Source organism: Afipia massiliensis (genome assembly GCF_014203115.1).
GTDB classification, from domain to species: domain Bacteria; phylum Pseudomonadota; class Alphaproteobacteria; order Rhizobiales; family Xanthobacteraceae; genus Afipia; species Afipia massiliensis.
The window spans coordinates 797,869-810,687 of sequence record NZ_JACHIJ010000003.1; the positions used below are offsets into that span (position 1 = coordinate 797,869).

Sequence of the window (12,819 nt, forward strand, 5' to 3'; positions counted from 1 at the left end):
CGTCATGGCCGGGCTTGACCCGGCCATCCACGACTTACTTTTACTTCAAGGAAGAGAAGTCGTGGATGGCCGGGACAAGCCCGGTGATGACGATCGTGGGTGTTGCGCTGGTGTGCATCACCTCATCATTCCAGATTCGATTTTCAAACAGCCACTTCCGTTCAGCCACGCATGATCGCCCTCGCGCATCGCGCGAGGTGAGCTTTTAGGTCTGCCCCTTCAAACGATGAGGGGCATGGAGCGCCGCGAGGCGCACCTTGGTATCGTTTCGCCTCCGGCATCGCTTGCGAGGCGATGAACTTCCGGAAGCGCATCGCCTTGCGGCGCTCCATTGCGGGATTTTGGGCGAGGGGACCGTACTTCCGGGTGAGGACGGACGCTCTCACGTCCCGATCCGGCCGGCTTTCGCCGCCTTCATCCTCGCCGCGTCCAGCCGCGAACGGCAGAGCCACATAGTTGGCCCGGACGGTGACCCCAGCCTCCCGGACGACGTGTGTGCGAGACACGCGTGCAGGCGCCGCATCCTGTTCCGCTTCAAAGCGCCCTCGAGAAGCGCCCCTCACGAACAGGACGCGCCGAACATAAGAGCGGTTCAGAGCGCGGGGATTCGTATCCCCATCACGAAATGTTTCGGGAGGCCTGGGACACACGATCCGTACTGCGCCCGCACGACTTATCCACCGTCATTCCGGGGCGCGCGTCTTCGCGCGAGCCCGGAATCCACCTCCAATGAGATTCTACAGTCATGGATTCCGGGCCTGCGCCAAGAGGCGCATCCCGGAATGACGAGCAGCAACTGAAATCGCATGCGCGGCGACCATCGCGTCCAGCGGTGGGTAAGCCGGACAGGCTCTTGACAGCGCGCACTCGCAAAGAACAAATAGGGAACATGAATTCACGCCGCGACTCGCCGGAGACACGTCCGGCTTGCCGGAATCTCTGCCAGCATCGGGGAGCCCTCATGTTTACACCGGCCACGCAGAAAGACATCGACCGTTACGACCGCGCCGTCGACAGCGCGATTGCGACCTGTGGCGGCGATCTTCGCGGCGCGCTCAAGGCGCTGATCATCGCCAACGAATATCTGGAGGAGGAGTTGCGGCAGGTGCTGGACGAGGTGTCCGCGCACGCCGTGATGATGCCGCCGCGCCGGGATGTGGCTTAGGTAATTTCAGACGGTATTTGTTTGTGCGTGATTTCTCCACGTCGTCCCCGCGATAGCGGGGATCCGTTGACGTTTGCGAAACGTAACGATGCCGCGTCATCCTGAGGTGCGAGCCGCGCTTGCGGCGAGCCTCGAAGGATGCGCAGCCGCACATCGCCGTCGTCCTTCGAGGCTCGCAAGTGCTCGCACCTCAGGATGACGGCGATGCAGCCCATGGTCTGGTTATGGGTCCCCGCTTTCGCGGGGACGACACTGTTGTTGCATCAAGGCTCGTGCAGAATTGCGCGATTGGCATCTTCAGAACTGCGCGCCTACTTCATCAACTCCTTCGCCAGCGCCATATACATCGGCAGCGAGACCGGATCGTTGGCGGCGTTGGCCGCCATCGGATGCGAAGCGTAGCGGGCGATCACCATCTCGGCGGTCGGATCGACATAAACGCTCTGGCCGTAGATGCCGCGCGCCACGTAGGCGTTGTGTTCGTTGTGGGTGATCCACCACATGTCGCGATAGGACCAGCCCTTCAGCAGTCCGTAACCGGCCTTGGCGAAGTCGTCCTTCTTGCCGCCCTGCGTCACGTCGGCGACGGCGGCTTCAGGAATAATCTGCTGGCCGTTGAACTTGCCCTTGTTGCGCATCATCTCGCCGAAGCGCGCGAGATCGCGCAGCGCGGTGTTGTAGCCGCCGCCACCGGATTCCGTGCCGACGCTGTCGACCATGAAGTAGCCGTCATGCTCGGCGCCGAGCTTCGACCAGATTTCCGATGACAGCAGCGCGGCCAGCGACTGGTTTGAGGCACGCTTGACGATCCATGCCAGCACTTCGGCGTTTGCCGTCTTGTAGGCGAAGGCCTGACCGTGCTCGCCTTCCTTGTTCAACTTGACAAGGAAGTCGTAGAAGCTGCGCGGCCCCTGATAGCCGGGGGCGATGGGCATCATGCCGCCGGCGCGGGCGTAATCGAACACTTCGGCATTGGGATCGGAATAGTTTTCCGAAAACTTCACGCCGATGGTCATGTCCATCACCTGGCGCACGGTGGCGTCGCCATAGGCGGTGTCTTTCAGTTCGGGCACGTACTTGGTGACGGGAGCCGCGGGATCAAGCTTGCCGTTGGCTGCGAGCACCGCCGCCAGCGTGCCGACGAAGGACTTCGTCACCGAGAAGGCGATGTGGGGCAGTTGCGGGCTGCCTTCGCCGAAATACTTTTCAAAGACGATCTTGCCCTTGTGCATCACAACGATGCCGTCGGTATAGGTCAGCTGCATCGCGTCATTGAAGGTGATCGCCTTGCCGTCCATCGTGGTGATGGCGACGCCGCCGAGATCGCGTTCGGCGCGCGGCAGCGGCACCACCGGCCCTTCGCCGCGCGACACTGTCGCGGTTGGCACCAGTTCGCGGTAGTGGCTGAACGCCCAGCGCGTGTTCGGAAAGCGCGACGACGAGCCGTCGATGAAGCGGATGGTCTTGTCCGGCGGCGGCGGAAAGCCCTGCATCAGGCCGAGCGTCTTCGGATCGGTCTGCGCCGCTGTCGGAAGCGGCTGGGCGCCTTGTGCATCTACTCCGGTGGAAGGAATCATGTTCACTCCCGTGAGTGTGAGCAGGACGGCAGCATATCGTGCGGCGTGCGTGCGGATGATCATGGCATTTCCCCGGTGGTCGTTTTTTATTTCGCCTTGCGGCGATGGCGCGATGCGCGAAGCCTAGCCGAGCGCCTCATGGCAAACCACTGCTATTGCAGCGGCGGCAACAAAAAAACCGCGAGACATTCGTCTCGCGGTTGTCGTGGTCGTTCAGGATTGCGGCGAAAACTTACGGGCAGGGATAGCGGTTGCCGTTGTTGTTCAGGTAGGTGCCCGATGCGGGATCGTAAGAGCGATAACGCTGCGAGCAGTAAGCGTGGTTCTGCTGAGCCTGCGCCTGCGAGGCGGCAATAGCGCCGCCGATCACCGCGCCTGCGGCAAGACCGATGCCGACGCCGGCAGCAGTGCCGCCGTAACCATAGCCGCGCCGATGATAGCCGCCATGATAGTGGTGGCGATGGCCGTATCCGCGACGATAGTACTGCACGTTGGTGACATCGCCGGCCGGTGCTGCCTTGCTCAGCGCTGCATCGTTCATCAGCGGCGCCGCGGTTGCGGGCTGCGAGACGGCGAGGGCTGTCGCGCCGGCAAGCAGAACGGCCGCGAGAAGTTTTCCAGTTCGCATATCTATTCCTTTAGGTGGGATCGAACATTTGGGCGGAGTGATTATAACCCATCGCAATGCGAAAAGTTCCCGACGATCGCTTACACTTTCGAAAGCATTAATGCCGGTATCTTGGTGAGGGAACGCCTTGCAGCCGCGCTGCAAGGCGCGCTCCGAGTCATTCTTCGCGCTCTCGCACGGCGCGGCGATCCTTGATGGTGCCGATGGTTACGCCCAGGCGCTCGATTCTGCCGATGACTTTTCCGGCGAGGATGCGGTCGCAGTTCATGTGGGTCGGCGCGATGTAGAAATCGGCGAAGCGCCAGTCATGCATCCTGATCCATTGCAGGTTCGGCCGCGCATACTCTTCATAGGAGACGCGCTCGCCGCAAACGGCGACACGATAGACGGTAGTCTTCGCGGTGGCGGGCTCGGTGCGGTCGAGGAAGTCGTGCAGCTCTTCAAGCGCCTCGGGCATGATGTTGACCCAGTAATCGGTCACGAAGCGCCGCGATGCGCCTTCCAGCCCGCCGACGAGTTGATTGTAATAGAGATACTCATAGGGATGCAGGTGATACAGCTTGCCCGCCGTCCAGGTGTATCCTGTGGTGATGATCGCGAGCCAGACGATCATGGTGCCGCGATGCAGCCGCGCCAGCGCGCCGATCGAGGCGCTGAGGCCGACGCCGGCGAGAATTGCGATCGGCGGAAACACGAACAGGAAATGACGGCAGCCGTCGAATGCCGGTCCTTCCGTGATGACCTGACACACCACCGGGAAAATCGCGGCGAACGCAATCAGCCCGAGTTCGCGGCGGCGCGCGCCGCCGATGCCGCCAACGCGTTGCGGCAGCAGGATCAGCGCCAGCCCGAGCAATGTTCCGCCGAGTGTCAGCAGCGGCAGCCGGATCGCGATGTAGGTCGGCACGTAGTAGCGCGGCACGTTGGCCATCTCGTAGACCTGGCCGAACAGGACCGTGCGGATCTGATAGTGGAAGTCGTTGAATGACAGCAGCCCGCGGATCGGATTGAGCGGCGACAGCGCCGCCCATGGCCACGCCGCGATCATGATGACGTACGCGATCACGAAGGCGGGCATGAACCACAGGGCCGATCGCATCACGAACCGCGCGCGCTCCTGCCAGTGGCCGGCCACCGGGCGCGGCATGCTCAGCAGGATGGCAAGGCCGGCATATCCGATCAGCAGCAGGCTGAGCGATCGGATGCCCAGCGCGGCGCCGGTCATGATGCCGAACCCGATCACGTCGCGCATCCGCGGTACCGGCAGATCGCGCGTGGCGCGGATCAGGAAATACACCGCGCCGGCCATGAAGGCAGCCAGCGGAATACCCTTGGTGTGGTTGAACATGCCGCCGTACCACGAGCCGCACAGCACCAGCGCCACGATGGTGAAGAAGGCGGCGCGCGGCCCGGCGATCAGGCGTGCCGTCGCCGCTGCTGCACCGATGCCGCCGATGCCGATCAGCGCGCACAGCAGATGGCGCAGTTCGTACTGATCGACGGGCAGGATCTGCGCCAGGCCCAGCGCGGCGATGTCGAACAGTCCGCCGTAGAGATAGAGATTGTCGAGCTTGAATAGCGACTGGTCGGTGAAGCCGCTCTTGTAGTAGGCGATGATCAGTTCGCCGTAGCGATGCTGCACGCCCTCGTCGTTGGAAATCGCGTAGTTCTGGAAGGTCCACAGCGCGACGACGACCAATGCGGCCAGCGCGGCGCAGGAGGCGAGATCGAACGCGCTGCGCTGGCTGAGCCACTGCGCATAGCGCTTCAGCCGCTCGCCGAGCCCGGCGCCAGCGAGATCGCGGCCGGAAACATCCAGCCCGCCACCTATGAAATCTGTCATCCCCCGGCGTTCCCCAGCCCACACACTTGGCGCGTGTCCGCTGTTACGGCTGCACGCTCGCCATGCCCCCACGGCGAAGCCGGCCCTTCCGGCCGGCTCGGGAACGACCATAGGTGTGAAAAAGGCACTTGCTCAAGAAAAATGCATTTTGCGTTGCGAAAAAAGCTAGTGGTCCGATTCTGACATTCGCATCCATCTCAGCAGGCATTCTTGCGGATGTCAGAATCGGACCACTAGTAAATATAAGTTTCTAGTGGAGTTTTTGGATTTGACATTCGCCTCGCGGACTCGCGGCTCATGAGGTCGCGAATGTCAAATCCACTCCACTAGCATCCGCAAAAAGTATCAGACCACCACGGTTAACCGTTTCGCCGCGCGGGTGATGCCGGTGTAGAGCCAGCGGGCGCGGCTGTCCTGGAAGGCGAAGCTCTCGTCGAACAGCACGACGTCGTTCCACTGCGAGCCCTGCGACTTGTGCACGGTCAGCACGTAGCCGTAGTCGAATTCGTCATACGGGCGGCGCTGCTCCCACGGAATATCCTCGATCCCGCCGCCGAAGCAGTCGGCGCGTACCGACACCTTTGTCACCTTGGCGCTGCTGACTTCTTCGTCCGGCGACAGCCGCATGGTGATGATCTTGGACTTCGAGGCTGCGCGGGATTTCACCCGCCATAGCCCGCCGTTGAACAGCGCCTTCTTGCGGTTGTTGCGCAGGCAGACCAGCTTGTCGCCGGCCACCGGCAACGGATCCTCGATGTTCTGCTTCTGCCGCACCCGCATGTTGTAGGCGCGACGGGTGTTGTTGCGGCCGACCAGCACCTGATCCGCCGCCATGACGCGATCCGGATCGAGCGCATCACGCCGCACCACCTCAGACTCGCCGAAGGTGCCGAGGTCGAGCGAACGTCCTTCGCGCACCGCCATCGACATCCGCACGATCGGATCGTCCTGCGCCTGACGGTGCACCTCGGTCAGCATCGCGTCCGGTTCGGCATCGGTGAAAAAGCCGCCGCCCTGGATCGGCGGCAGCTGCGCCGGATCGCCCAGCACCAGCAGCGGGCAATCGAACGACATCAGGTCGCGGCCCAGCTCCGCGTCCACCATCGAGCATTCGTCGATCACGATCAGCTTCGCCTTGGAGGCGGGCGCGTCGTCCCACAGCTCGAAACTCGGCTGCTCCTCGCCGGATTCGCGGGTGCGGTAGATCAGTGAATGAATCGTCGAGGCGTTGTCGCAGCCCTTGTTGCGCATCACCAGCGCAGCCTTGCCGGTGAATGCCGCGAACTTCACGTTGCCGTTGACGCCGTCGGCGATATGCCGCGCCAGCGTGGTCTTGCCGGTTCCGGCATAGCCGAACAGCCGGAACACCGGCGGCGTGCCGTTCTTGCCCGGCCTGGCCTTGAGCCAGTCGGCGACAGCGCGGAGCGCCTGATCCTGATGCGGCGTGAAGGTGGTCATCGTGGTGCTGGATACTTTATATGTGGCGCGACGCAAGCGGATAAGATGGGCCACAAGCGGGGTCCATCTGCATACCTGACTCGCAGCCCTCGTGAGGACAATAATGCGGCGGGCCGTGGCGAAACATCGGTCGCAACCGCCGGCGCTTCTCATATATGTTGCGCCTGCAAGGTGCAAAGAACCGGTGCGCACGGAGCGGCTTGTTCCGTATTGATGCGCGCTCCGGTGTGAACGAGATAACCCCCGCGATGATCGTCCTCAAGCGCATTGCCGTCGTCGCCGTGGTCGTGTTCATCGTCGTGGCGGTCGGCCTGTCCGCATATAACGTCTATCTGCGTCTCACGGCGGGTGACGGTCCGCCGCCGATCATCTACGAGCGCTCCGACCGGCCATCCCGCGCCTGACCGTGCGGCGCGATGCCGGTTGCGTCACGGCAGCCCGTTTCTATAAGTTGGCCAGCGCAACGTCGCCGATGAGGGTGTCCTCATGCAAACAACAATAAACGGGGAGACACCGCGATGACTGCTGCTTCGGGCTCGTTCGACTTCACGCCGCTGCTTGCCAAGGGACTGCCGCCTGCGGCCGCGAAATGGAACGGCTTTCCGAAGTACAATTTCGTCGGTGGCAACAACGACGCCGATCAGGTTCCGGTGGACCGGTTGCTGGCGGCATCGACTGCGGTGCTGACGCGGGAAGGCGCGACGCTCGCCACCTACGGCCTCAACAGCGGGCCGCTCGGCTATCGTCCGCTGCGTGAATTTCTCGTCGGCAAGCTGAAGCACGATGCCGGTATCACCTGCACCGCCGATGAAATCCTGATCACGTCGGGCTCGCTGCAAGGGCTCGATCTGGTCAACAGTCTCCTTACGTCGCCGGGCGACACAGTGCTGATCGAGCAGGAATGCTATCAGGGATCGATCACGCGGCTGGTGCGGCGCGGGGTCAATATCGTCGGCATCCCGCTCGACGGCGATGGGATGCGGATCGACGCGGTTGCGTCCGCGCTTGCGGATTTGAAGGCGAAGGGCATCCGGCCGAAATATATCTACACCATCCCGACGGTGCAGAATCCCACCGGCACCATCATGAGCGAGCAGCGCCGCGCCGAATTGCTGAAGCTGTCGGAAGAGTACGGCGTGCCGATTTTCGAGGACGATTGCTACGCGGATCTGATCTGGAGCGGCCAGCGTCCGCCCGCGCTCTATGCGATGAGCAAGGCGGGCGGCGTCATCCACATCGGCTCGTTCTCCAAGTCCGTCGCACCGGCCTTGCGTGTCGGCTACATCGTCGCGCCGTGGGATGTGCTGTCGCGCATCCTGCCAATCAAGACCGATGCCGGCTCCGGCGCGCTGGAGCAGATGGTGCTGGCCGAATTCTGCACCGCGCATTTCAACGAGCACGTGCCGAAACTGGCGCGCGGACTCCGGCTGAAACTTGAGACGATGATGGAGGCGCTGGCCGAGCAGTTCGGCACGGCGGCGGAATTCGACGATCCGCCGGGCGGAATCTTTCTCTGGGTCAAGCTGCCAGACAATGTCGATACGCTGAAGCTATATCAGGCGGCGCTGGCGTCGGGCATCGCGATCAATCCGGGCACGGAATGGTCCGTCAACGCGGCGTACAGCAAGAGCCGGTTGCGGCTGTGTTTCGCCAGCCCGTCAGTGCAGGAAATCCGCGACGGCGTCGCCGCGCTGGCCGAGGTCTGCCGCAAGGAATTCGGCGTGCCCAGCCGCAGCGCGAATGTCGAGCGGGCTAAGGGCTAGTTGCCATGATGCAGAAGATTTTCATCGGCCTGATTGCTACCATCGGCTCGTTCCTCGCATTGATCCTGCTGCAACCGTCTGACTATCGTGTCTCGCGAAGCATGGTGATGTCCGCGCCCGCGCCGGATGTTTTCGCGCAGATCGATGATTTCCATCGCTGGCAGGCATGGTCGCCGTGGGCGAAGCGCGATCCGGCGGCGAAGGCATCGTTCGCCGGACCCGCAAGCGGCAAGGGCGCGCTGTTCGCATGGTCGGGCAACAACGAGGTGGGCGAGGGGCGCATGACGCTGACCGAAAGCCGTCCCGCTGAGGCCGTGAAGGTCAAGACCGATTTCGTGAAACCGTTTGTTGGCACCAGCTATTCGGATTTTTTGTTGAAGCCCGAAGGCGGCGGCACGGCCGTATCCTGGACGATTTCCGGCCAGAACGATTTCATCGCCAAGGCGATCTGCCTGTTCGTCAGCATGGACAAGGTTCTGGGTGGCGAGATGGAAAAGGGGCTCGCGAGCATGAAGCAGCTGGTGGAAGCGGGCACAAAAAAGCCGACGCAAAACTAGGTTTACGCCGGTGAATGTTAGAGATGGCGTCATCCTGAGGTGCGAACCGCTCTTGCGGTGAGCCTCGAAGGATGGGCGTTCAAAAGCCGTCGTCCTTCGAGGCTCGCAAGTGCTTGCACCTCAGGATGACGGCCCTTCTCTCTACGTCGTCCCGGCGCAGGCCGGGTAACCACCGAGACCAGTTATATGACGTGATCTCTCAGCGCCCCTGCTGAGAACTCAGGGAGTATGGGTCCCGGCCTGCGCCGGGACGACTATTGTTATGGTGCTGATCGTTGGTAGAATTACGCCGCCGCGGCACTCCGCACTTCACCCGAACCCGGCGGCGGGATCGGCTGGCCGTCGTCGGCATACTCGTTGAGCTTGTTGCGCAGTGTGCGGATCGAGATGCCGAGAATGTTCGCGGCGTGGGTGCGGTTGCCGAGGCAATGCTTCAGCGTCTCGAGGATGAGATCGCGCTCGACATCGGCCACGGTGCGGCCGACCAGCGCGCGTGTCACCTGCTCGGCGGCGAAGGTCGCGTGCGCCACCGCGGGCGGCGTCCTGGTCAGATCGAGCCGGTCGCCGTCCGGTGACAGAATGGCATCAGCGCCGATTTCGTCGCCGCTCGCCATCAGCACCGCGCGGTGCATGGTGTTTTCAAGCTCGCGGACGTTGCCCTGCCAGCGGTTGGTGGTGAGCACGCGGCGCGCGTCCGGCGAAATCGGCCGCAACGGAACACCGTTGGCGTCGGCATATTTCTTGGCGAAATGCTGCGCCAGTTCGAGAATGTCGGCGGGGCGGTCGCGCAGCGCCGGAATCTTCAGGTTCACGACGTTCAAACGAAACAGCAGATCTTCGCGGAATTTGCCTTCCTTGACGGCGTCGGCAAGGTTGCGGTTCGAGGTCGCGATGATGCGGATGTCCACCGGCACCGGGCGGGTGCCGCCGACGCGGTCGATGACGCGCTCCTGAATCGCGCGCAGCAGCTTGGATTGAAGTCTGACATCCATTTCCGAGACTTCGTCCAGCAGCAGCGTGCCGCCGGTGGCTTCCTCGAACTTGCCGATGCGCCGCGCGATCGCGCCGGTGAACGAGCCCTTCTCGTGACCGAACAGTTCGGACTCCAGAAGATGCTCCGGGATCGCGGCGCAGTTGATCGAGATGAACGGCTTCCTCGCCCGGTTTGAGCGAGTGTGGACATAGCGTGCCAGCACTTCCTTGCCGGTGCCGGATTCGCCGGTGATCATCACCGAGGCGTCGGAGCCCGCGATCTGCTGCGCCAGCTTCACAACCTTGGCCATGGCGTCGTCGCGATAGATCAGGTCGCGCGAGTCGTTGGCGACGGCGGCCAGCACTGCTGCGATCAGTTCCGGATCGGGCGGCAGCGGGATGTATTCTTTCGCGCCGGCGTGAATGGCGGCGACCGCGGCCCGCGCATCGGTGGTGATGCCGCAGGCGACGATGGGAACGTGGATGTGTTCGGCTTCCAGCCGCATCACCAGATCGCGGATGTCGAGGGCGACATCGACCAGCATCAGGTCGGCGCCCTTGCCGCCGCGCACCACGCGCATCGCCTGGTCGCTGTCCTCGGCGTGGGTCACCGTCGCGCCATTGTCCATGGCGATCTTGGTGGCGGTGGTGAGCTGGCCCTTGAGGGTGCCAACGATGAGAAGCCGCATGGTGGTCTCCTGTTATTCTGTCTTGTTAGATGCCCGGACCATTTGCGGCGCCGGGTTGTCGCATTGGGTTTAAGAGCGTTCCGCCTTGATGATTTCCGTCATGGTGACGCCGAGCTTGTCCTCGACGAGGACGACTTCGCCGCGCGCCACCAGCCGGTTGTTGACATAGATGTCGATCGCCTCGCCGACGCGGCGGTCCAGTTCGAGCACAGTGCCGGGTCCGAGCTTCAGCAGTTCGGAGACATCCATCTTGGAGCGGCCGAGCACGGCCGAGACCTGAACCGGAACGTCGAAGACGGCTTCGAGATCGGATGCGATACGTCCGACATAATCGTTATCGTCGAACAGGGACTGATCGTCCTGCATCGACGCGTCGGCGGCGTTGAGATCGGGAAGCGGGACGTTGGTGTCTGTGTCGCTCATGGTCGGTCCTCATGGCCGGGAATCCCGGCCTGATTGCGGGACGCCAGATAGCGCCCGACGAGTTCGTTGATCTTCGCTTCGATGGTGGAGCGGTCGAGCGTGACGCCGCCGTCGGCCCATTCGATCTTGCAGTCGCCGGTGGCGATGTCCGGCTCGGCCAGGATCACCAGCTTGCCCTCGAAGCCGCTGCGCTTGGCGAGCTGCTCGATCTGCGCGCGTGCGGCGTCGTAGAGGGCGTCGTTGATGCGCACCACGATGTGCGGGGTCGAGGTCAGGTGCCGGAAGCAATCGCTGACCAGCGCCATCATCTCGGTGAGCGGCTCGGCCGCGACCAGCTCGGTGCAGATCTTGCGGGCGACCGCGAGCGCGACGTCCACCGCCTCGGTTTCCATCCGGTCCTCGATGGTCGAGAAGCGGCTGGCGATGGCCCTGATCGAAATTCCGATTTCCTCCAGCGCCAGCGCGGCGCGCCGGTCGCTCTCGGCCTTGGCTTCGTTCCGCGCGGCATCGAAACCGGCGCGATAGGCACGTGCTTCCGCATCCGCGATCTGCTGCGCGATCTCGATGGCGCTCGCGGCGCGCTCCTTGGCGACGTCCGGCGCGGCGAAGTCGTGATCGAACAGAAATTTTGCGGGTGCGCCCATCAGTACACCAGTTCGTCGTCAGCGCGGTTTTTCTGCAGCATGATTTCGCCCTTGGCCGCGAGATCCTTGGCGAGATTGACCAGCAAAGCCTGTGCCTCATCGACGTCGCGCAGCCGCACCGGACCAGCGGCCGCCATATCGTCCAGCAGCATCTTGGCGGCGCGGCTCGACATGTTGCCCATGAAGAAGTCACGCACGGTCTCGTTGGCGCCCTTCAGCGCGATGCCCAGCTTGTCCTTGTCGACGTGACGCATCAGCGTCTGGGCCGAACCGGCATCGAGCTTGACGAGATCGTCGAAGGTGAACATCAGCGCCTTGATGCGTTCGGCGGCCTCGCGGTTGTCTTCTTCCAGCGAGGTGATGAAACGGGTTTCGGTCTGGCGGTCGAAGTTGTTGAAGATTTCCGCCATCACCTCGTGGGCGTCGCGGCGGCGGGTCTGTGACAGGTTCGACATGAATTCGACGCGCAGGGTCTGCTCGACGCGCTCGATGACTTCCTTCTGCACCGCTTCCATCTTCAGCATGCGGTTGACGACGTCGAGCGCCATGTCCTCGGGCAGGATCGCCAGCACGCGCGCGGCATGCTCGGACTTCAGCTTCGACAGCACCACCGCGATGGTTTGCGGATATTCGTTCTTGAGATAGTTGGCGAGCACCTCTTCCTGCACGTTGGAGAGCTTCTCCCACATGTTGCGGCCGGCCGGGCCGCGGATTTCGTCCATGATGCCGTGGACGCGATCGGAAGGCAGGTACTGTTGCAGCAGCCGCTCGGTGGCGTCGAACGTGCCCATCAGCGCGCCGGACGCCGACATCCGCGACACGAATTCGAGCATCAGGTCTTCGACCACGTCGGCCTCGACGGTGCCGAGCGAGGACATCACCAGCGACAGTTCGCGCACCTCGTCATCGTCCAGCATGGACCAGACCTTGCCGCCATACTGTTCGCCCAGCGCCAGCATCATGATGGCGGCGCGCTTCGGACCCGACATCGGCTTGGTCTTGGTGCGGCCGCTCTGGCGGCTGGCCAGCGTGGCGACGACACCCGCGATGTCGTTGGTGTTCTGGTTGTTGTTATTGGTGAGCGCGGGTGTGTTTGCCAT

Annotated in this window: 13 protein-coding genes; 4 read left to right on the forward strand and 9 right to left on the reverse strand. The window is 63.1% G+C overall.

The genetic code is table 11. The features are described 5' to 3' along the window. Positions 1–40 precede the first annotated feature (40 nt). Entirely contained in the window at positions 41–169 is a 129-nt protein-coding gene (locus HNQ36_RS26440) for a hypothetical protein (RefSeq protein WP_283814031.1), read from the reverse strand. 792 nt (positions 170–961) lie between these two features. Between HNQ36_RS26440 and HNQ36_RS13465 the strand changes: the two genes are divergently transcribed. Next, the gene (locus HNQ36_RS13465; RefSeq protein ID WP_184085811.1) at positions 962–1,165 is read left to right on the forward strand and encodes a hypothetical protein; all 204 of its coding nucleotides are present in this window, start codon (positions 962–964) and stop codon (positions 1,163–1,165) included. Between the two features lie 311 nt (positions 1,166–1,476). On the opposite strand, the gene HNQ36_RS13470 is transcribed toward HNQ36_RS13465, so the two are convergent. The 4 genes from HNQ36_RS13470 to HNQ36_RS13485 all read right to left on the reverse strand — a co-directional run bounded on the left by HNQ36_RS13470 (position 1,477) and on the right by HNQ36_RS13485 (position 6,671). Next, positions 1,477–2,805, reverse strand: coding sequence for a serine hydrolase domain-containing protein (locus tag HNQ36_RS13470; protein WP_184085813.1), 1,329 nt, complete (start codon positions 2,803–2,805; stop codon positions 1,477–1,479). Positions 2,806–2,974: 169 nt separating this feature from the next. Then, entirely contained in the window at positions 2,975–3,370 is a 396-nt protein-coding gene (locus HNQ36_RS13475; RefSeq protein WP_184085815.1) for a BA14K family protein, read from the reverse strand. 157 nt (positions 3,371–3,527) lie between these two features. Further along, positions 3,528–5,213 (reverse strand): glycosyltransferase family protein, encoded by a 1,686-nt coding sequence (locus tag HNQ36_RS13480; protein WP_184085817.1) that lies wholly within the window; start codon positions 5,211–5,213, stop codon positions 3,528–3,530. A gap of 345 nt (positions 5,214–5,558) precedes the next feature. Then, complete coding sequence (locus tag HNQ36_RS13485; RefSeq protein WP_046828818.1) at positions 5,559–6,671, reverse strand: ATP-dependent DNA helicase; 1,113 nt, start codon at positions 6,669–6,671, stop codon at positions 5,559–5,561. Positions 6,672–6,871: 200 nt separating this feature from the next. Between HNQ36_RS13485 and HNQ36_RS13490 the strand changes: the two genes are divergently transcribed. The 3 genes from HNQ36_RS13490 to HNQ36_RS13500 all read left to right on the forward strand — a co-directional run bounded on the left by HNQ36_RS13490 (position 6,872) and on the right by HNQ36_RS13500 (position 8,991). Beyond that, on the forward strand, positions 6,872–7,075 hold the full coding sequence (locus HNQ36_RS13490) for a hypothetical protein (RefSeq protein ID WP_184085982.1): 204 nt from the start codon (positions 6,872–6,874) through the stop codon (positions 7,073–7,075). Between the two features lie 114 nt (positions 7,076–7,189). Beyond that, a complete protein-coding gene (locus HNQ36_RS13495; RefSeq protein ID WP_184085819.1) occupies positions 7,190–8,434 on the forward strand; it encodes an aminotransferase-like domain-containing protein in 1,245 nt (414 codons plus the stop codon). A gap of 5 nt (positions 8,435–8,439) precedes the next feature. After that, a complete protein-coding gene (locus HNQ36_RS13500; protein WP_184085821.1) occupies positions 8,440–8,991 on the forward strand; it encodes an SRPBCC family protein in 552 nt (183 codons plus the stop codon). 284 nt (positions 8,992–9,275) lie between these two features. Here the strand turns inward: HNQ36_RS13500 and flbD are convergent, their stop codons facing one another. From flbD to fliG, 4 genes are all read right to left on the reverse strand, one after another. After that, complete coding sequence (flbD, locus tag HNQ36_RS13505) at positions 9,276–10,652, reverse strand: sigma-54-dependent transcriptional regulator FlbD (protein WP_184085823.1); 1,377 nt, start codon at positions 10,650–10,652, stop codon at positions 9,276–9,278. 69 nt (positions 10,653–10,721) lie between these two features. Continuing rightward, positions 10,722–11,075: a flagellar motor switch protein FliN gene (gene fliN / locus HNQ36_RS13510; RefSeq protein ID WP_184085825.1), complete on the reverse strand. Its 354-nt coding sequence runs from the start codon at positions 11,073–11,075 to the stop codon at positions 10,722–10,724. Next, the gene (locus tag HNQ36_RS13515) at positions 11,072–11,719 is read right to left on the reverse strand and encodes a FliH/SctL family protein (RefSeq protein ID WP_184085827.1); all 648 of its coding nucleotides are present in this window, start codon (positions 11,717–11,719) and stop codon (positions 11,072–11,074) included. The genes fliN and HNQ36_RS13515 overlap by 4 nt, the downstream gene beginning before the upstream one ends. Beyond that, positions 11,719–12,819: a flagellar motor switch protein FliG gene (fliG, locus tag HNQ36_RS13520; RefSeq protein WP_184085829.1), complete on the reverse strand. Its 1,101-nt coding sequence runs from the start codon at positions 12,817–12,819 to the stop codon at positions 11,719–11,721. The genes HNQ36_RS13515 and fliG overlap by 1 nt, the downstream gene beginning before the upstream one ends.

Coding starts and splice junctions, on each gene's coding strand:
- HNQ36_RS13480 (WP_184085817.1), bottom strand. CDS start 5,213: ATGACAGATTTCATAGGTGGCGGGCTGGATGTTTCCGGCCGCGATCTC.
- HNQ36_RS13485 (WP_046828818.1), bottom strand. CDS start 6,671: ATGACCACCTTCACGCCGCATCAGGATCAGGCGCTCCGCGCTGTCGCC.
- HNQ36_RS13495 (WP_184085819.1), top strand. CDS start 7,190: ATGACTGCTGCTTCGGGCTCGTTCGACTTCACGCCGCTGCTTGCCAAG.
- fliG (WP_184085829.1), bottom strand. CDS start 12,819: ATGGCAAACACACCCGCGCTCACCAATAACAACAACCAGAACACCAAC.
- HNQ36_RS13465 (WP_184085811.1), top strand. CDS start 962: ATGTTTACACCGGCCACGCAGAAAGACATCGACCGTTACGACCGCGCC.
- fliN (WP_184085825.1), bottom strand. CDS start 11,075: ATGAGCGACACAGACACCAACGTCCCGCTTCCCGATCTCAACGCCGCC.
- HNQ36_RS13515 (WP_184085827.1), bottom strand. CDS start 11,719: ATGGGCGCACCCGCAAAATTTCTGTTCGATCACGACTTCGCCGCGCCG.
- HNQ36_RS13500 (WP_184085821.1), top strand. CDS start 8,440: ATGATGCAGAAGATTTTCATCGGCCTGATTGCTACCATCGGCTCGTTC.
- HNQ36_RS13470 (WP_184085813.1), bottom strand. CDS start 2,805: ATGATCATCCGCACGCACGCCGCACGATATGCTGCCGTCCTGCTCACA.
- HNQ36_RS13475 (WP_184085815.1), bottom strand. CDS start 3,370: ATGCGAACTGGAAAACTTCTCGCGGCCGTTCTGCTTGCCGGCGCGACA.
- flbD (WP_184085823.1), bottom strand. CDS start 10,652: ATGCGGCTTCTCATCGTTGGCACCCTCAAGGGCCAGCTCACCACCGCC.